Annotated in this window: 16 protein-coding genes and 1 riboswitch; all 16 genes read right to left on the bottom strand. The window is 41.3% G+C overall.

The window, feature by feature from the left end; translation table 11 throughout:
- Positions 1-182: 182 nt before the first annotated feature.
- Positions 183-282: riboswitch (purine riboswitch) on the bottom strand.
- Between the two features lie 148 nt (positions 283-430).
- A complete protein-coding gene (gene ade, locus DFR79_RS02485) occupies positions 431-2,182 on the bottom strand; it encodes an adenine deaminase (RefSeq protein ID WP_133513917.1) in 1,752 nt (583 codons plus the stop codon).
- Positions 2,183-2,205: 23 nt separating this feature from the next.
- On the bottom strand, positions 2,206-3,291 hold the full coding sequence (locus tag DFR79_RS02480) for an alpha-hydroxy-acid oxidizing protein (protein WP_133513916.1): 1,086 nt from the start codon (positions 3,289-3,291) through the stop codon (positions 2,206-2,208).
- A gap of 136 nt (positions 3,292-3,427) precedes the next feature.
- Complete coding sequence (locus DFR79_RS16375; RefSeq protein ID WP_111570899.1) at positions 3,428-4,429, bottom strand: xanthine dehydrogenase family protein molybdopterin-binding subunit; 1,002 nt, start codon at positions 4,427-4,429, stop codon at positions 3,428-3,430.
- Positions 4,429-5,775: a xanthine dehydrogenase family protein molybdopterin-binding subunit gene (locus DFR79_RS16370; RefSeq protein ID WP_133513915.1), complete on the bottom strand. Its 1,347-nt coding sequence runs from the start codon at positions 5,773-5,775 to the stop codon at positions 4,429-4,431. The genes DFR79_RS16375 and DFR79_RS16370 overlap by 1 nt, the downstream gene beginning before the upstream one ends.
- A complete protein-coding gene (locus DFR79_RS02465; protein WP_133513914.1) occupies positions 5,768-6,253 on the bottom strand; it encodes a (2Fe-2S)-binding protein in 486 nt (161 codons plus the stop codon). Before DFR79_RS02465 ends, DFR79_RS16370 begins: the two co-directional genes overlap by 8 nt.
- A gap of 7 nt (positions 6,254-6,260) precedes the next feature.
- Entirely contained in the window at positions 6,261-7,172 is a 912-nt protein-coding gene (locus tag DFR79_RS02460; RefSeq protein WP_243727690.1) for an FAD binding domain-containing protein, read from the bottom strand.
- Positions 7,111-8,442: a putative aminohydrolase SsnA gene (gene ssnA, locus DFR79_RS02455; protein ID WP_133513964.1), complete on the bottom strand. Its 1,332-nt coding sequence runs from the start codon at positions 8,440-8,442 to the stop codon at positions 7,111-7,113. The genes DFR79_RS02460 and ssnA overlap by 62 nt, the downstream gene beginning before the upstream one ends.
- 115 nt (positions 8,443-8,557) lie before the next feature.
- Positions 8,558-8,938: a DUF1801 domain-containing protein gene (locus tag DFR79_RS02450; RefSeq protein ID WP_133513912.1), complete on the bottom strand. Its 381-nt coding sequence runs from the start codon at positions 8,936-8,938 to the stop codon at positions 8,558-8,560.
- 432 nt (positions 8,939-9,370) lie between these two features.
- On the bottom strand, positions 9,371-10,735 hold the full coding sequence (locus DFR79_RS02445) for an 8-oxoguanine deaminase (protein WP_133513911.1): 1,365 nt from the start codon (positions 10,733-10,735) through the stop codon (positions 9,371-9,373).
- A gap of 1 nt (position 10,736) precedes the next feature.
- Positions 10,737-11,210, bottom strand: a complete 474-nt coding sequence (locus tag DFR79_RS02440; RefSeq protein ID WP_133513910.1) for a (2Fe-2S)-binding protein — start codon at positions 11,208-11,210, stop codon at positions 10,737-10,739.
- The gene (locus DFR79_RS02435; protein WP_133513909.1) at positions 11,203-12,078 is read right to left on the bottom strand and encodes an FAD binding domain-containing protein; all 876 of its coding nucleotides are present in this window, start codon (positions 12,076-12,078) and stop codon (positions 11,203-11,205) included. The genes DFR79_RS02440 and DFR79_RS02435 overlap by 8 nt, the downstream gene beginning before the upstream one ends.
- A gap of 2 nt (positions 12,079-12,080) precedes the next feature.
- A complete protein-coding gene (locus DFR79_RS02430; protein ID WP_133513908.1) occupies positions 12,081-14,372 on the bottom strand; it encodes a xanthine dehydrogenase family protein molybdopterin-binding subunit in 2,292 nt (763 codons plus the stop codon).
- 345 nt (positions 14,373-14,717) lie between these two features.
- On the bottom strand, positions 14,718-16,064 hold the full coding sequence (locus DFR79_RS02425; protein ID WP_133513907.1) for a uracil-xanthine permease family protein: 1,347 nt from the start codon (positions 16,062-16,064) through the stop codon (positions 14,718-14,720).
- Positions 16,065-16,295: 231 nt separating this feature from the next.
- Positions 16,296-17,579: a TRAP transporter large permease gene (locus DFR79_RS02420; RefSeq protein ID WP_208107476.1), complete on the bottom strand. Its 1,284-nt coding sequence runs from the start codon at positions 17,577-17,579 to the stop codon at positions 16,296-16,298.
- Between the two features lie 6 nt (positions 17,580-17,585).
- Entirely contained in the window at positions 17,586-18,170 is a 585-nt protein-coding gene (locus DFR79_RS02415; RefSeq protein WP_166637944.1) for a TRAP transporter small permease, read from the bottom strand.
- A 60-nt stretch (positions 18,171-18,230) separates the two neighbouring features.
- On the bottom strand, positions 18,231-19,274 hold the full coding sequence (locus DFR79_RS02410) for a DctP family TRAP transporter solute-binding subunit (RefSeq protein WP_133513905.1): 1,044 nt from the start codon (positions 19,272-19,274) through the stop codon (positions 18,231-18,233).
- Between the last annotated feature and the right edge of the window lie 32 nt (positions 19,275-19,306).

The following is a 19,306-nucleotide window of genomic DNA, read 5'->3' as shown; positions in this document are numbered from 1 at the left end:
TCGCCCATAATTCTGATCTATCAAAAATAAAAAAACCCGCAAAAATAGAGACCTCAACTAAGAGGAATCTACCTTCACGGGTTATATCCGCAAGATAAAACATGTACTCCATGTATAAATTAGCTCTACTGCTTTCTTTATCCATTAAAAATTGATAAAGATTTCCCTTTTTCAAAACAGATAGACTAATTTATTTCCCTCATAGTTGTCAGTTATCGGCTGACACTAGAAACTTGTGAACCATATCATCACAATTATACGAGGCCTATTTAAATTTATAGATTAAATTTATAATTATTTACATCTTTAAAAATAATGAGCTGATTTTAATTCCATCTATTATTATAGATAATGTTGAGCAGCTTGTCAATAAACTTTTAAAATCAGTTCCTGAAATACATAAATACAATATTTTAAATAGGCTTTTAAATCATTCTATAATCAACTCAACCTTTTCAAATTTATTAACATCAAATAATCCCTGATCAGTCAATTTGAGTTCTGGAATTACAGTTAAGGCCATAAAGGATAAAGTCATAAAAGGACCATCCCTGCTAACTCCCAGATCATTTGCGATTTCCCTCATTTTATTTAAGCAGTTTGCAACCTCTTTGACCGACTTAACAGCCATTAATCCAGCTACCGGTAAAGCCAGTGATGCTTTTACTTTCCCGTCAACAACTATCACCAGGCCGCCCTGCATCTTTTCGATTTCTCTAACAGCAAGCTCCATATCTTTAGCTCCCACTCCTGCCACAATTATATTGTGAGCATCATGTCCGATCGAAGTTGCAATTGCCCCCTGACGCAGGCCAAAATTGCGGAGCAGACCCAGACCAACATTTCCGGTTTTGTGGTGTCTTTCTACAACAGCCAGTTTAACCAGATTGTGACCAATCAGCTCGATTGCAGGCGGTTCTTCCTCATATTCTGCCTCCGTCTGATAAAGGGACTCTCCAGTTACTACCTGATCTTTGATCAGTTCTATAACCCTATATTTGCTGGCAGCCGGCAGTAGAAAATCAGCTTCCGAAATTTCTCCAACTCTGATTGAGTTAAAGATTTTTTCTTCAATTTCCTGATTCATAAAATCTTCTTGATCCAGGGAGATTTTATCATCAATTGATTTAAGCAAAGTTCCGTCTTCAGCGACCAGACGCCCATCCTTATAAACTTTCTTTACTTCAAATTCTCTTAAATTATCAAAAACTAATAAATCTGCCTGATAACCGGGGGCAATGGCTCCCAGTTTTTTCATCCCCAGAGCTTCAGCGGCATTAATTGTCGCCATCTTAACTGCTCTTAAAGGAGAAAGACCATACTGAATTGCCTTCCGGACAGCAAAATCAATCTGACCTTCGCTGATCAGATCTCCCGGATGTCTGTCATCTGTTGCAAACAGGAATCGGGAAGAATTGCTGCTGTTAACAGCGGGCAGCAGGCTGACTAAATCTCTGGTAACCGAACCTTCTCTGATCATAATATACATTCCTTTAGAAACCTTCTCTAAAGCTTCTGCAGCAGTTGTTGCCTCATGATCTGCTTTAATATCTGCCAGTAAATAGGCATTTAAATCTTTCTCCGATAAACCTGGAGAATGACCATCTTTAAATAAGTCAGAAGCCATTTCAATTTTATCCCAGATTCCAGGCTCACCATTAATTACTGACTGAAAATCCATCACTTCTCCCAGCCCAAAAATGCCCTTTTCATCAATTAATGTCTTGAGATCAGCTGCCGAAAGTTTAGCCCCTGAATTTTCAAATTTAGAAGCTGGCACACAGGAAGGGAGCATCAGATTAAAATTCCAGGGCTGAGAATTACCGGCTTTCAGCAGGTATTTAATCCCGGTTAAACCTGCTACATTGGCAATTTCGTGGGGATCAGCTACAATGGTAGTTGTCCCCCGGGGAATAATCACCCGGGCAAACTCATCTACATTGGTCATTGAAGATTCCAGATGCAGATGAGCATCAATTAAGCCAGGAGTAACTATTCTCCCTCCCAGATCGATTTCTTCTTTTCCTTCATAATCACCAATTCCAATGATAATCCCATCTGCAACTGCAATATCATTTTCGATTAATCGTTCATTAAACACATCAACAATTACCGCATTTTTAAATACTTTATCAGCTTTTTCCAGTCCTCGGGCCTGTTTTAGTAATTCTTTTCTCAGCATAAGCTCCCCCTTTCTCTATCCTATTATGCCAGTGCCAGAGCTTCAAAGTTACAGCGGGTAACACAGAGGCCGCAGCCGGCACATTTTTCAGCATCGATCACAATTCTATTTTCCTGATCTAAATAGTTGGCATCATAAACACAGCTGATAATACAGAGTCTACAGCCAGTACAGTTATCTCTTTTGATTTTAGGCACCCTTGTTTCGTAATTTGCTGCTTCCGGAGCTGCCTTCTGAGCCAGACCTCTGATCTGATCCAGATTCTGATAACCATGCTTTTCTAAATATTGATCAATTTCTTCTGCAATTTTACCATAAACCTGAGGACCTTTCAGGATAGCGGCTGTACAGGTCTGTACTGCCTGGGCTCCAGCCATGATCATCTTAACTGCATCAGCTCCGGTAGAAATTCCGCCAACAGCTAAAACAGGAATATCCACAGTCTGAACAGCCTGGAAAACTGCCCTTAAGGCCAGCGGAAAAATTGCTTCTCCGGAAAGCCAGCCATAACCATCTGCACTTCCCATCAGCGGTCTGCCGCTGTCTATATCAAAATCAAGGGTTGGCCCAAATGAATTAATCAAAACAAGTCCATCTGCTCCAGCCTCTGCCGCAGCCCTGGCAAATTTGGGAATATCAATCTGCGGACTGAGCTTAACCATTACCGGTTTATCAGTGGCTTTTTTTGCAGCTTTGATACTTTCTACGACCGGAGAAGTATCACTGCCTAAATAATGGGTTGACAGCTCAAAAGCATCAGCATAGGCTTCAGTTTTTTTGACCAGTTCACTAATCTGCTCAGCACTGTAGCCCAGACCAACGATTACCGGCAGCCCCAAATCTTTAATTTTTGGATATTCGTTTTCTAACCAGTGATCAGGTCCCATTTCTGACCAGAGCTCTGTGTTCATAAAACCACCTCTGGTCTGGGCCATATTGGGCCGGGGAACCTCTGCTGCTTTAGTAGAAATAGTCTTGGTTACAATTGCTCCTGTGCCGCCAGCTTTTGCTTTCGCTGCCATTTTTGCATCTTTAATTGGTGGTCCAGCAGCCGGCATTACCGGATTTTTTAGTGTAAAGTCAAACAATTTAACACTTAAATCAGCCATTTTCTTCACTCTCCTATTTATATTTAATTGCTCTAATTTCGACTGGTTTATCTGCTTTCAGTTAACTTACCGAATTTAGCCGAGAAAGTTTCGCTTATGTCAATGAGCGGGGATGATCTCAGGTAAATCTCTGGCTTTAACTATTTTCTTCCTTTTCTTTCTCTTTTAAAGCCTTTTTGATCTTTGAGGGACTAATCGGTAAATCAAAAAATCTAACTCCGATTGCATCATAAACAGCATTGGCCAGTGCCGGGGCAGCAGCAATTAAAGTCGGTTCCCCAACTCCTTTGGCTCCAAACGGTCCTTCAGAATCCTCTTCTTCAACCAGATAGTGCTTGAATTTGGGAATATCAACACTTGTCGGCACCAGATAATCTGTCATGCCTGCATTGAGTGTTTTACCATTGCGAATCACCTGGTCTTCCATCATTCCCATTCCCAGTCCCTGAACAGTTCCACCTTCAATCTGGCCTTCAACATTTTTGGGATTAATTGCTTTACCAAGGTCAACAGCTGTATAAACATCCAGGAGATCAATTGTTCCGGTATCTGTATCAATTTCAATATCAATCACCTGAGAGAGGAAAGTATAGGCTACATAGACTTTGTCTGCCTGACCATTTTGATCAGGACTGTAGGTTACAGGAAAGAAACTTCCTTCTGCTTCTAATTTTTTACCTCTTTCTCTAACTCTTTCTGCCATTTCCCAGTAGCTAATATAATCGTCCGGGTCATCATACATATAGATTTTTCCATCCTCAATTGCAATTTCAGGATGGTTGCTGCGAAATTCTAAACTGCCGTAGTGGTATAGATTAGCCAGCAGATCTTCGGCTGCTTTTTTAACTGCATTACCGGTAAAATAGGTCTGCCGGGTAGCAGAGGTTGAACCTGAGTTTTTAGTTTTATGGGTATCACCCTGAACCACTTCAAAATAGTTTGGATTTATTCTTAAAATCTCTGCTGCAATCTGAATCACAGTTGTAATAACTCCCTGCCCAACATCGGCTGCAGCTGTTCTGATAACTATCCGCTCATCTTCTTTAATTTCAATTGAGGCAATAGAATGGTCAGGAAAACCCTCACCATAACCAAATCCAAACATAATTGTTGCCAGTCCGCGTCCAAATTTTTTCATTATTTTCTGCCCCCTTTCCAGTCACTGAGCTCCATCACTCTTTTGATTGTTTCTTCTGCATTTACACTGTGAGTAAGCTGCTGACCGTTAGGAGTAATCGAATCTTTTTGATAGATGTTTTTGAGTCTAAATTCTGCCGGATCTATACTTAACTTTTCTGCCAGAATATCCATCTGCTGTTCATAGGCAAAAGCTCCCTGAGCAGTACCAAAACCGCGCATCGCACCAGCATAGGTATTATTGGTATAAACTGCATGGGAGACACCACGTAAATTGGGACAGTTATAGGGTCCTGTTGCATGGTACATTCCCTTGTGCACAACTGCCGGTCCACTGGAAGCATAGGCTCCGGTGTCTCCAATAAATTTGGTTTCCCAGGCGGTTAAATAGCCATCACGGTCCACACCAGTTTTATTGATAATTGTAATTGGATGCCGTTTGGATTGAGTAATCATCGATTCTTCTCTGGTAAAACAGAGCTTAACCGGTCTCCCGGTCCTCATTGCTGCAATAGCCAGATGAATATGAACCGAAACATCCTCTTTTTTCCCAAAGGCGCCACCAATTGTAGGCTGAATAATTCTAATTTGATCTTTTGATAATCTTAAAGACTGAGCAACATCGGCCTGAGTATCATGCAGCCACTGAGTTGCAGCCCAGATATTAATTACTCCCCGACGCTCATCGTAGAGAGCAACTCCGGCTTCATTCTGCATCGGCAGCTGATCGATAAATTGAGTTTGATAGCGATTTTCTTCAACTATTGCTGAATTTTTAAAAGCCTCATCAACATCACCCCGATTTAAATGATGGGTGATTACAATATTTCCATCTGGATGAATATCCGGAGCATCATCCTCCATCGCCCGGAAGGGGTCGGTGATAACTTCTAATTCTTCCACCTTTACTTTAATTAGATCCCTTGCTTTTTTAGCTGCTTCCTTTGTCTCAGCAACAACTATCGCCAGCGGATCTCCCATATAGCGCATCTTTTCTCCGGGCGCAATTAAAACGGGTTGATCTCTGATAATCAGACCAAACTGTCTGACATCCGGAATATCTTCGGCAATAACAATATCAACTACACCCTCTACTTTTTTAGCCTGCGAAATATCTATATCTTTTAAAATAGCATGGGGATGGACTGCTCTTTTAATTTTAACGTAAAGCAGATCATCGAAAAATATATCATCAGGATAAACTGCTTCTCCAGTCACCTTGTCCCAGGCATCTGCCTTCAATACATCATGGCCCACAAAACGCTTGCTTTTTTTAACTCCTTCAATTGTACAGCGGGTTGTATGTTTACAGAAATAATCCTTAATTCTTTTATTCTGATCAGTCATTACTATCACTTCCTTCGACTGCAAGTTTATCTGCTGCCATCATTACAGCATCGATAATCTTCGCATAACCGGTACAGCGGCAGATATTACCGGATAATCCATAGCGTACTTCTTTTTCTGTTGGCTGAGGATTCTCATCCAGCAATCTTTTTCCTGCTAATATCATACCGGGAATACAGTAGCCGCATTGAACTGCTCCTGCTTCCACAAATGATTCCTGAATTGGATGTAGATCATCCCTTGTTCCCAATCCTTCTACCGTTAGAATCTCTGCCTGGTCTGCCTGGGGAGCTGGAACCAGACAGGAAGCTGTTAGTTCTCCATTCATAATTACTGTACAGGCTCCGCACTCACCTTTACCACAGCCTTCTTTAACTCCTGTTAAGCCGAGATCTTCTCTCAATAAATCGAGCAGCCTGGTATAGGGAGTAACTTCCAATTCTCTTTCTTCTCCATTAACTGTAAATGTAATCTGCATCAGCTGCTCACCCCCTTTTCCTTTCAATCTCATTTAAAGCTCTGACCATTACATCAGCTGCTACATCTTCTCTGTATTCTCTGGTACCTCTTAAATCATCAATGGGATTAATCCGGGCTTTGACTTCCTGGCCCAGCTGTTTGTAATCCAGTTCTGTTAAGCTGCTTCCGAGCATCAGCTCTCCAACTTCCCACAACCTGATCGGTGTTGGGGCAACAGAACCCAGAGCTATTCCAGCTTCGATTATCTTATCAGCTTCAAATTCCAGCACTACCGAAAGAGTCAGGGTAGAAATAACGAGAGCCTTGCGGCGTCCAACTTTAACCCAGGCACCTTCGCGTTCGTTTTCCGTCAGCGGAATAATGATTTCTGTTAAAAGTTCATCAGCTTCCATTAAATTTCTTTTTGGCCCGGTAAAAAAGTCTTCAGCTCTCACAATTCTTTCTGCTCCTGCTTTCTGAAGTTTAAAGCTGGCCTCATAGCTTAAAAGAGGAGCCAGGAGATCTCCTGCTGGTGAAGAAGTACAGATATTGCCGCCAATTGTACCCCTGCTTCTAATTTGTGGTGAACCAACATCTTCAGCTGCTGCAGCCAGAACCGCCAATTTTTCTTTAATCAAATCTGATTTCATCAGCTGCAGATGAGTTACCATTGCTCCTATATGCAGCTCATTCTCCAAAATTTCAATTTTGCGCAGTTCATCTATTTTATCCAGATCCAGCCAATTTTTAATTTGATGCAGCTGCTCATAATTTGCTACCAGCAAATCTGTAGTACCTGCTGCCACCTCAATCTGGTCCGAATATTCTGCTTTAATTTCCAGAGCCTTCTCTAAATTCTGAGGCTGAAAATATTCCTCAAAATCTGCTCCAGAAATCGTCTGCCTGTTCTCTTGTTTCATGGGTGATTTTCTGATCATCAACTACCTGCACCTCCCGATTTTCCATTAATATTTTACCATTAACAATTGTTGTCTCAACCATGCCGCCATTGATTCCAAATAAGATGTGGGCATAAGTATTATCACTATTTATTTCCGTTGGCGGGCTGTAATCAACTACAATAATGTCTGCAGCTGCCCCCTCTTTTAAAACACCAAGCTGAGTGCCAAAGCTCTCACTGGCCAGCTTTGCATTTGTCTTAAAAACCATCTGGGGAATTTCAGTCCAGCCCAGACGGGGATCTCGATTCTGATGTTTGAGCATTAAATTAGCAACCTTGATGCTCTCAAACATATCAGTTGTATAACCATCTGTACCCAGTCCAACTTTGAGACCTTTGTCCAGAGCTTGCTTTAAGGGTGCTGCTCCTACCGCATTTCCCATATTGGATTCCGGATTATTAATCAGATAACAATCATTGTCTCTTAAAATCTCCAGCTCACCTTCCTGCAGATGGACCCCGTGAACAGCAATAGTTCCCGGCCGCCAGATATTGTACTGATCAAGACGCTTAACCGCTCCATTGTAACCGCGGAGCCGGCTGTCTTCTAAATCAGTTCGTCCTTCAGCTACATGAATATGGAAACTGCTGTCTAATTCATCGGCCAGGGCTGAAACTTGCTCTAAAGTCTCATCTTCTAAGGTAAATGAAGCATGTAATCCAATTCTACCATTTAAATGATTTGAATTTTTCTCCCTAATCTTCTTTAAAAATTTCTCAGTTTCTTTAACCGCTGCCTGAGACTGCTCCTGACCATTGCGGTCAGAAATCTCATAACAGAGATCAGCTCTAATACCCAGTTCCTCCACTGCTTTAGCTACCAGATCAAGCGAATAACTTACCTGTCCGTAGCTTGCATGGTGGTCAAAAACAGAGGTCACACCCTGTTTTAGTCCTGTCAGAAAGGCATAAAGAGCACTGTAATAAATATCATCTGCTTTTAATGTGCTGTCTACCCGCCACCACATTTTCTCCAGAATTTCTAAAAAATGTCGGGGCGGCTGCTCAGTTTTTAAATCCATGCCCCGGGCAAAGGTGCTGTAGATATGCATGTGAGTATTGATCATTCCCGGCATAATAATTTTGCCCTGAACATCTTTAACTTCTGCTTCCGGATACTTTGATTTTAAAAGCTCAGATTCTCCTAAAGCCTTAATTTCTTCTCCCTCAATTAAAACTGCTCCATTTTTAATAACTCGATTATCTTCGTCATGAGTAATTACTGTTCCGTTGGTTAATAAGAGCAAGAAACCACTCCTTTCTTTCTGATTTTTCAGATCGAAAATTTGAATAAAATTTAATAAAATAAATAAGACCATCTGTCCGCCTATAACCAGCATTGACTAGACTATGACTATTAATTTAACAAGAAGTATCTTCCCCGGCAAGCCATAAATCAACAGCTTTCTGGATAAATTCCGTCAAGCCAGTTTCTGGGATCTTCTTTGATTTTGAAATTCGGATGCATCCTTTACCAAGGTTCAGTCCTTTCAACAAACTGCTATCCGGATCAATTTTTTGAATGTCACCGACATACAGGCTTACATAATTCTTCTGGGCATTCAGATGAAACAAGGGCTCTGCTTCTGTTCCGTCTCCATACGCCAGCATTCCGTAATTCATTCCTTCCTGGAGTTGGGGATGCTTAAGAATCAATTGTCGTACTTCTAACAATTTTTCCTTTCTCCAATCGTTTTCCAGCTTGTCTAAAAACTCCTGCGCAGTCTTGCCTCCATGTATCATAATTTTCCTCCTACCTGCGTGTATCTTCTCTCGTCAGATCAAGATTTTAATTAACATTACAAATCTACCCCAGGCAAGGATAATTCAATTTCTGCGCTTGCCTGTTGAGGCTAAGAAAAGTTACTTAATAAAGTTGCTCAATCTCAAATTTTTAAATTTTGTAATTATTTTAAGTATCAGCTTGAGATTTTAATTGAAATGACTATTTTTATTTTTAGAACAACTTGATGAATATTAAGTTAAATTTATCTGAAGGGCAGGACGCCCTGAACTGACCGTGCTGCAGGAGGCAGCAATCGGGAAGGTAGATAAATTTAACAACAATATGAGTCTTAGTTGTTCTTGAATAAAAAACTGGAATGAAATTAAACTCTCAAGCTGATATTATTTGAATAAATTAAACAGTTAAATTTGAAATTGAGAAAACTTTTCTTAGCCTTCTACCATCTCAGCAGAAATAGAATTAGCCTTTGCTATAATCTCAGCTTCATCAACCCTTGTCAGCTCTCCCTCTTCAACCACAATCTCACCATTAACAATTGTGTAATCAACAATCTGAGTATCACCAGTATTAATTATCGCTGAAACCGGATCATATAAGCCACCGGCAAAGCCAAGCCTTTTAGAATTAACCAGAAACATATCTGCCGCTTTACCAACTTCCAGGCTTCCAATTTCTGGCTGAGACAAAACATCCCGACCCCCATTTGTGGCCAGGGCCAGCACATCTTCGGCTGTAATTGACTTCATGCCGTGGACCAGACGGTGCATCAAAAAGGCCGCCTTCATTTCTAAAATCATATTGGAGGAATCATTGCTGGCACTGCCGTCAACTCCCAGGCCAACCGGAACTCCTTTTTTGATCATTTCCGGCACTTTTGCTGCTCCCGAGGAAAGCTTCATGTTAGAAACCGGACAGTGGGAAACTCCAGTTCCTGTTTCGGCCATCCGACTCAGTTCATCACTGGTCAGATGGACTCCATGGGCATACCAGATATCACTGCCAACCCAGCCCAGCTTTTCCATATAGGCTAAAGGTCTGAGACCTGTTTTCTCTAAAACAAACTGTTCCTCATCTTTAGTCTCTGCCAGATGAGTGTGGGCCTGGACTCCATAGTCCCGGGCCAGCTCAACTGACTCTATCATCAGCTCTTCAGTCACCGAAAAGGGTGAACAGGGAGCTAGAGCTACCCGCTGCATGGCAAAAGGAGAGCTATCATGATATTTTTCAATTACCCGGCGGGAATCTTTGAGTATCTCCTGATCAGTCTGCACCACTGAATCTGGCGGCAGACCTCCATCTTTTTCACTTAAGGACATACTGCCCCGGGTACCGTGGAAGCGGATCCCGATTTCTTTTGCAGCTTCAAACTGATTATCAATTAGGTTTGAAGGCTGTGATTTAGGAAAAACATAAAAGTGATCACTGGTCGTTGTACAGCCTGTTTTTAAAAGTTCCCCTGCTGCCAGCAGAGTCGAATAGTAGACTGCATCCGGATTAACCCGGGACCAGATTGGATAAAGATATTTTAACCAGTCAAAAAGTTCTGATTCCTGGGCCTCAGGTAAGTTGCGGGTTAAAGCCTGATAAAAGTGATGGTGCAGATTAACCAGACCCGGAAAAAGAAAGTAATCACGACCATTAATAGTTCGATCCACTTCTCCTTCAACCTCGATATCTCTACCCATTCGTGAAATTTTTCCATCTTCAATCAAAAGGTCAGCATTTTTGAGCCGATCTCGATTTTTATTCATCGTAATAATCTCTTTTACATTTTTAATTAAAATTTTAGCCACCTCAGACACCCCATTCTTCGGCTGCCATCTCAACTGCATCAATTATCTGCTGATAACCTGTGCAGCGGCATAAATTTCCTTCCAGAGCTGTTTTGATCTCTTCCTTAGTCGGAGTCGGATTGGTATTTAAAAGTGCCAGAGCTGACATCAGCATTCCTGGAGTACAGAAACCACACTGGACAGCCTGTTTTTCGATAAAAGCTTTCTGCAGTGGATGCAGACCGCTTTTGCTTTCCAGACCCTCAACTGTGATAATCTCACTGCCATCTACCTGAGCTGTGAGCACCAGACAGGAATTAACTGCCTGATCATCGACAATTACCGTGCAGGCCCCACATTCACCAACACTGCAGCCTTCTTTGGTTCCGGTCAGCTTCAGCTCATCTCTGAGGGTATCTAAAAGTCTTTCCTGACTGCCCACTTTTAATTTATGCTGTTCTCCATTAACTGTGATTTCTACCTCTAACTTAGCCATTATATCCTGCCTCCTCCAATAAATCTTTTACTGCTCTTTCTACCAGTTTACTCAGAGCAGGCCGTTTATAGGGGGTTGACCATCTTTCCCCTGTAATTCCTACCATCTCATCTGCTGCTATCTCCCCGGCCTCTGCCGGATCTATCTCAGCAAAAGTTTTAGCCGTTAAATACTTATTTACCTCTCTAAAAGGTACAGGCGCAGGAGTTGCAGCTCCAGAAACAACCTGAACATTTTTTATCGCTTCATTTTCTACTTCAGCCAGCAGGGTTAAAGAAAGTCTGGAAATACTTACCGCATTGCGGCGCCCAATCTTCTGATAACTGCTGTAATATTCTCCCTGAGGCATTTTAAAAACTATTTTTTCCAGAACTTCATTATCTTTAAGTACCGTCTGATTTGGCCATTCCACAAAATCTTCCAGCAGAACCCTGCGGGCTCCACCTTTATTGCGCAGAACAAGTTCTGCTCCCAGAGCAATCAGAGGTGAAAATGAATCAGCACAGGCTGCTGCATTGACCAGATTACCACCAATAGTGGCCCGATTTCTAATTTGAGTTGAGCCAATACTGCTGGCTGCTGCTCCAATAAAGGGCAGCTTTTCTTTTATTTCCGGGCTGCTTAACAATTCTGCATGAGTTGTCAGAGCACCAATCTCGCCCTCTTCTGGGCCCAGTTTGATTCCCTTAAGTTCAGCTACATCGGTAATATCTAAAAGATAATCTATATTTTCAAATTTTGGATCCTGCTGGTGGAGGTCAACCAGTAGATCAGTTCCTCCTGCCAGAATCTGCACCTTCTTTTTTTCAGCCAGAATTTCCAATACTTCTTCTAAACTATGAGCTCTCAATAATTGATATTCGACCATTATTATTTACCTCCCTTATGCAGAGCACGACCAATTAAAACCCGCTCTAAGTTAAGGGGTAGAGAACGAATTCTCCTGCCTGAAGCATGAGCTACTGCATTTGCTATTGCTGCACTACCTAATTCCAGAGTTGGCTCCCCAATTGATTTAGCACCAAAAGGGCCATCCGGATCAGGATTTTCTACAATTACCGGTTTAATATCCGGCATATCTTTAATGGTGGGAATCATATAATCATGGAAGTTAGTTCCCTGAATTACTCCATCTCTAACTTCAAGTTCTTCCATAATTCCATAACCTAAGCCCATCATGACTCCACCATAAATCTGACCTTTAACATTTTCCGGGTTAATTGCCCGACCGACATCATGAGCAGCCGCCATATTGAGCACGCTCAGCTCACCGGTTCCTGTATCAACTTCAACTTCAGCTATCTGACAGCCGTAGACATAGGTAAAATAAGGGTTGCCGGATCCTTTTTCTTCATCCCAGGAGATTGGAGGTGATTTATACCAGCCGTAAGCTGACATTAAAATACCGGTATTGCCCATTTCTCCTGTTAGATCAGCAAAGGTTGCCAGTCTGTTACCCTGACCGTCATATAAAAAGCCATCTTTTAGTTCCAGCTGATCTATCTTAAAATCATATTTACCTGCGGCAAAATCCATAATTCTACCCTTCAATTTCTCCGCTGCATCCTTAATCGCATTACCACCGATTAAGGTAGCCCGGGAGGCAACTGTTGAGCCGCTGTCAGGGGTAAAGCTGGTGTCCAGTTCCTTAAACTCAACTTCGCTCATCGGGACACCTAAAACTTCAGCTGCTATCTGGGAAAAGATTGTTTTTAATCCCTGACCATTTTCAGCCAGGCCACTGTAAACTGCCACACTGCCATCTTTATTAATCTGAATTACAGAAGCTGCTGCATCTATTGCCTCTGCTCCCAGGCTGCAGCCTCTAAAAGAAATGGAAAGTCCAATTCCCTTCTTTTTATCTCCTGGCTGTTCCCTGGAATATTCTTCATATTTCTTCTTATAATCTATGGCCTCCATCGCCTTAGACATAACTTCATTTAAGGAAACAGTGTGCCGCTCCAGCTTCTGACCGCTGGCTGTAACCGAACCCTGCGAATACATATTTCTTTTTCGCAGTTCAACTGGTTCTAAACCAAGCTCAGCTGCCAGTTCATCCATTAAGGATTCCTGGGCAAAAATCACCTGAGGTGAACCATAACCGCGCATCGCCCCGGTATAGGGATTATTGGTATAATAACCATAGGTATCAGTTTTAACATTTTCTACTTCATAGGGACCTGTGGCCTGAACCACACTGCGCCAGGTTACAAAAGGAGTCTGACAGGCATAGCCACCACTATCTGCAACTGCCGCAATTTCCATTGCCGTCAGCTTACCTTCTTTTGTGGCTCCTATCTTATATGTTAAATGATAGGGATGCCGCTTATAACTTTCGGTAAACGACTCCTCTCTGCTGTTGACCATCTTAACCGGTCTCCCGGTTTTCAGCGCCATCACTGCTGCCCGGGCAGCCATTGCCGAAACAACCTCATCTTTACCGCCAAAAGAGCCACCAATATGATTTTGAATAACCCTTACTTCAGCCAGTTCAACTTCCAGCACCGCCGAAACAGCATTTCTCGTTGCATAGGGATTCTGAATTGAACCATAAACTGAAACCAGATGGTTTTCCTCATTGGGAACCACTACAACTGCTTCCGGCTCTAGATAACTATGTTCAATAAACTGAGTTGTATATTCTCTTTCTAAAATTACATCTGCTTCTGCAAAACCTTTTTTCACATCCCCTTTACGCAGCGGATGGTGGATCACCTGGTTATCATCTTTTTCCGGATGCAATTTCAGGGCACCTTCTTTTCGAGATTCCAGTGGATCAAAAACTCCTTCCAGCTCTCTGTATTCAACCTTAATCTTTTCCAGAGCTGCCGCTGCCTGAGCTTCAGTTTCTGCCACAGCCATGGCCACTCCATCTCCAGCCAGCAGCACTTTCTTATCTGCCAGTACCTGCTGATCCTGAACAATAACTCCAAAGAGATTATTTGGAATATCCTTAGCTGTAAATACACCTCTTACACCCGGCATCCCTTCTGCCGCAGCTGTCTCAATTTTTTCAATTTCAGCATGAGGATATTCTGTCCTCAGTACTTTAGCATGAAGCATATTTGCAAATTCCAGATCTGCTCCAAATTTGGCCTTACCGGTAACTTTCTCATAGGCATCTACTCTCCTGACACCTTTGTTAACATGTTTAAAAGCCATTACTGCACCTCCATAATTAAAATCAAAAAATTATCCTGCCCAACTGCCTTCTTACAAAAAATAAAATAAACTTAATTTCAAAAAATTCTCCCCATTAAATAGATGGACTTTCTCCATTTTTGCCAGGATCAGCTCTTAATTGGCTGGTAGTCAGTCAGGCTGGAATAAACCAGTTCTGACGCTACAAATTAAGAGTTCTCAGGGCATTTTTCTCAATTTTAGTTGAGAGAAATGTTAAAATGGAAAAAGTCCATGCATTAAACTTTACTATATTCAATTCTTTATCTTTATTATATAACAAAATATTTTAAATTAACAGATTTTTAACATGATTTTTTCTATTTGCTAACAGATTTTTTGCTCACCCTTATGTGGCAGCAGTAAGTTTAATCCGATTGCAATTATTGCTCCCACTGTAATTCCCGAGGATAAAACTGTAGAGATTACTGACGGCAGCTGAGCTACAACATCCGGTCTAAAGGTTACACCAAGACCAAAACTGAGGGCGATTGACAAAATAAAGATTTTTCTATCAGTCAATCCACCTTTAGTTACAATTTTCATACCTGAGGTAGCAACCATTCCAAATAAAGCAATTGTTGCTCCACCTAAAACAGGATTGGGCATTACACTGACCAAAGCACCAATTTTAGGGACAAGACCAAGTAAAAATAAGATTGCAGCCACTGCTATTCCTACTACTCTACTTCCTACTTTTGTAATCTGAATAACTCCAATATTCTGGCTAAAAGTTGAATTAGGTAATGAATTGAAAACTGCGGCCAGGGCACTACCCACTCCATCGGCCATGATGCCACCGCTCAATCTTTCTATATGCTGTTCATTGGCTACATCTTCTCCGGAAACCTCTGCCACAGCTGTCAGATCACCGATTGACTCGACTGTAGTAATAATATAGGCCATCACCCAGGGTAATAAATGGCTCCACTGAAATGAAAGTCCATACTTAAAGGGGCGGGGAATTGTCAACCAGCCTGCATTTGCAACCTCTGTCATATCAACAAGACCAAGTGGAATAGAAACAAGATAACCGACAATTAAACCAAGTGCCACTGCTCCTACTTTAACCAATCCCTTACCAAAACGGTTGGCGATAATAATGATCGTTAAAACAAATAATCCCAGAACCAGATTCTGAGGTGCTCCATAATTTTCTGCACCGGCTCCTCCACCAAAGTCAGTTATTCCTACTTCCATCAGACCAAGTCCAATTAACATCACAACAGTTCCGGTAACCACTGGTGGAAAGATTTTTCTGGTCTGCCTGATAAATCTGCTCAGGATCATCTCAACCGGTGATGTGATCAAACCCATTCCTAAAACTAGAGGCAGACCGCCCTCGCTTGCTGCTGCAATAGCCATTGGCACAAAGGTAAAAGATGTACCATGAACTGCCAGCAGTCCTGAACCGACCGGCCCAATTTTTGTGACCTGAATATAGGTGGTGATTCCGGAAACCATCAAAGCCATACTGACAAAAAATCCAGTTTCTGCAGCATTTAAACCGGCAACTCCCGCTATAATTAAAGGTGGGGTTATAATTCCGACAAACATAGCCAGCATATGCTGTAATCCTAGTAACAAAGTCTCAACTAACGGTGGCTTTTCTTCTAATCCATAAAAAGGTTCTTCTTCCACAACAAATTCTTTCTTCTCCCTACTTGCTTGCATAGAAACACTCCTTTTTGTTTTGTTCTTAACTTATATATTATACTAATAAACGGATTTCCCTGCTTCAATCAGGCTGGATACCTGGATTTAGAATTATTATATCTGTATACAACTCCTCATTATTCTAAATTTTCCGAAAAATAACTCTTAAAAAGTACCGGGCAGCTGAAATAATCCCCTCCTACAGGTCCTAAAATTGGAGATTATTCCCAGGTACCCGGTACCCAAATTTTAAAACCCTAATAAACGGGGTAAAAACATCGAAATTGGTTCAATAAAGGTAATAGCAAAGAGAGTAATTACCTCAATCACAATAAAGGGCCAGATCGCTTTTGATATCTGTTCCAGCGAGAGTTTTGTAATTCCACTGACTACAAAGAGACAGGCTCCAACCGGTGGTGTCATTAAAGCCACATTTAAAGATAAGACCATGATAATCCCAAATTGAATTGGAGGGACACCAATACTGACAGCAAGTGGATGCAGGATGGGACCCAGAATTACTAAAGCTGCTGCAATATCCATAAACATACCTACAACCAGCATCAAGAGATTGATCATCAGTAAAATTACATATTTATTATTGCTGAGCTGCATAAACATATTTGCTATCTGTTCCGGTACCCGCTCAGAGGCCAGAATCCAGCCTAAAATAGAAGCAGAAGCAATGATTAAAAACACTACTCCGGTAGTTCTGGCTGTCTGTTCTAAAAGTTCTGGAATATCCTTTAACTTTAAAGATTTAAAAACAAATTTGCCAACAATAAATGCATAAGCAACTGCAATTGAGGCCGCCTCTGTCGGTGTGAAAACTCCTGATAAAATTCCACCAAGAATAATAACCGGCATTAAAAGCGCCAGAATTGCATTCCAAAAAGCCACAAACATTTCTTTGATTGAAGAGCGTTTTTCTTTTTTTGGATAACCTCTTTTTTTAGAAATATATCCGGCTAAAATCATCAGCATTCCACCGAGCAGCAGTCCGGGAATAAATCCGGCTGCAAATAAACCGGCAATTGAAACTCCCATCAGCGACCCATAGATAACCATCATGTTGCTGGGAGGAATTGTTGGTCCAATAATAGAAGAGGCTGCTGTGACAGCTGCACTGAAATCTTTATCATAACCATCTTCAACCATTGCAGGAATCAGCATTGTACCAATCGCTGCTGTATCAGAAACCGCAGCTCCGGTCATTCCCGCAAAGAAAATACTGGCAATAATATTAGCATGAGCCAGGCCTCCGCGCAGATGACCAACTAAAACATTGGCGAAATTAACAAGTCGGTGAGTTATACCCGATTTGTTCATAATCTGGCCGGCAAGAATAAAAAAGGGCATTGCCATCAGGGTAAACATATTTAATCCAGCAAAAAATCTCTGGGGCACCATATTAAACATTACCGGCATATCCATCTGATAGATTGCGAATAATGCCACACTACCAATGGTAAAACCAATCGGCATTCCGGCAAATAATAAAATTAAAAATGTAATTACAATTGTTACCATCATCTAAAATCACCCCTGACCCTTTTCTGTTTCTATCTGAATTTCTTTAACTTCTCTTAAAGCTTCATCTACTTCTGTTTCTCCTAATATTTCTGAAACTTCTATTCCTGGTTTGAAAATTAAGATTGTCTGGATCAACTGCTGGATAATTGCCAGAGAGCCAGAAACCGGGATGCTCATTAAGGGCCAGTACATTGAAATATTTAAGGCAAGAGAAAGTTGATTTTGTGCTTTATCTGCCACCTGATAACCTTTAACCGTTAAAACTCCCAGAAAAATAATTGTAATTAGATAAACCACAAAAGTGATTAATTTAGTTATAACTGGTGGAAACTGTTTGATTAAAAGCTGAATCCCGACATGTTCCTTATCCTTAATTCCCACACTAACTGCCAGCAGGGCAGCCCAGATCATCAAATAGCGGGCCAGCTCCTCAGTCCAGCTTAAGGAATCCCGAATTATATAACGAAAAAAGACTCCGGTTAATACTGTTATTACCAGAATTCCAGTTAAAATGATTACTACAAATAAAGTTATTTTGCCCAGCCAGTCTCCAAAGGCTTCCAGTCTGTCAAAGATACTAGTATTATCCAATTTGCCCACCTCTCAACTGAATAAAAGGGGTAGAATAAAACTACCCCTTTTAATTTTTAGTTACATACCAAATTTTTCCTGAGCAGCTTCTATTGCATCAAGATAATCCTGAGCCAGTTTAGCCCCTTCTGCTCCATATTCTGCTTCAATAAAGTCCATTGAGGCTGGTATTGCTGCATCTTTAAACATCTGAATTTCTTCTGCAGTTGGCTTATAAACTTCCATTTCTTTTGCTAAATAGGGAAGTCCATCATCAGAAGCCTCTATTAACCTATTAACACCACGGCCTGCCAGATTTGCAACTCTTGCTGCCTCTTCAATTACTATCTTTTCTTCAGTAGTTAGTGCAGAATAAAAATCAGAATTTAAGACCCAGACATAAGGAGTATACATATGGTTGGTCAAAGTTAAATAATCCTGAACTTCTTCTAGTTTACCGATTTTAATAATTGGAATTGGATTATGCTGTCCGTCTACTACACCTGTCTGCAGAGCTGTGTATAATTCAGCCCAGGCAATTGGAGTAGGTGAGGCACCAAGAGAACGCATAAATTCCATATGAATAGGAATGGTCATTGTTCTAAATTTTAAACCTTCCATATCTTCTGGAGTTCTAATTGGCCGCACACTATTGGTGAGCTGAAAAAATCCTCCTGATTCGCCAAAACCGAGCACTTTAAATCCTGTTTTTTCTTCAATATCCGCTGCCATCTGCTGGCCAAATGCACCATCATATACCTCATAAGCAACCGAATAATTGGTAATTGAAAATGGAATGTTAACTATGGAAAACATTGGATAAAAGGTAGCCATCCCACCACCAGATGCTATATAACTGTGGGTTACTCCACTCTGCACCTGTTCCATACTTTCTCTTTCATTACCCAGAACTCCATTTGGATAAATTTCGACAGTAATTCGGCCGTTGGTTCCACTTTCGACCATCGACTTAAATACCTCGGCCATTGCTGCTGTTGCAACTTCTTTTGGCTGCTGTGGATTTAAATGACTGAGTTTTAAAACCTTCGAATCCTGGGCCATCACTGTCAGAGATGCTGTACTCACCAGTGCTAAAATTAAAGTAATTATTAATATTTTTCTCATTTCAAATTTCCTCCTTAGTTTTTACTTGAAAG

Source organism: Halanaerobium saccharolyticum (assembly GCF_004362045.1).
Lineage (GTDB): Bacteria > Bacillota > Halanaerobiia > Halanaerobiales > Halanaerobiaceae > Halanaerobium > Halanaerobium saccharolyticum_C.
Note: the sequence above shows the minus strand (reverse complement) of the source record. Positions and strands in the feature narration are given on the sequence as shown.

Excerpts from the sequence above, each read along its gene's own strand:
- ade (WP_133513917.1), bottom strand. The coding sequence starts at position 2,182 with ATGCTGAGAAAAGAATTACTAAAACAGGCCCGAGGACTGGAAAAAGCT.
- DFR79_RS02480 (WP_133513916.1), bottom strand. The coding sequence starts at position 3,291 with ATGGCTGATTTAAGTGTTAAATTGTTTGACTTTACACTAAAAAATCCG.
- DFR79_RS16375 (WP_111570899.1), bottom strand. The coding sequence starts at position 4,429 with ATGAAAAAATTTGGACGCGGACTGGCAACAATTATGTTTGGATTTGGT.
- DFR79_RS16370 (WP_133513915.1), bottom strand. The coding sequence starts at position 5,775 with ATGACTGATCAGAATAAAAGAATTAAGGATTATTTCTGTAAACATACA.
- DFR79_RS02465 (WP_133513914.1), bottom strand. The coding sequence starts at position 6,253 with ATGCAGATTACATTTACAGTTAATGGAGAAGAAAGAGAATTGGAAGTT.
- DFR79_RS02460 (WP_243727690.1), bottom strand. The coding sequence starts at position 7,172 with ATGATCAGAAAATCACCCATGAAACAAGAGAACAGGCAGACGATTTCT.
- DFR79_RS02450 (WP_133513912.1), bottom strand. The coding sequence starts at position 8,938 with ATGATACATGGAGGCAAGACTGCGCAGGAGTTTTTAGACAAGCTGGAA.
- DFR79_RS02440 (WP_133513910.1), bottom strand. The coding sequence starts at position 11,210 with ATGGCTAAGTTAGAGGTAGAAATCACAGTTAATGGAGAACAGCATAAA.
- DFR79_RS02435 (WP_133513909.1), bottom strand. The coding sequence starts at position 12,078 with ATGGTCGAATATCAATTATTGAGAGCTCATAGTTTAGAAGAAGTATTG.
- DFR79_RS02430 (WP_133513908.1), bottom strand. The coding sequence starts at position 14,372 with ATGGCTTTTAAACATGTTAACAAAGGTGTCAGGAGAGTAGATGCCTAT.
- DFR79_RS02425 (WP_133513907.1), bottom strand. The coding sequence starts at position 16,064 with ATGCAAGCAAGTAGGGAGAAGAAAGAATTTGTTGTGGAAGAAGAACCT.
- DFR79_RS02420 (WP_208107476.1), bottom strand. The coding sequence starts at position 17,579 with ATGATGGTAACAATTGTAATTACATTTTTAATTTTATTATTTGCCGGA.
- DFR79_RS02410 (WP_133513905.1), bottom strand. The coding sequence starts at position 19,274 with ATGAGAAAAATATTAATAATTACTTTAATTTTAGCACTGGTGAGTACA.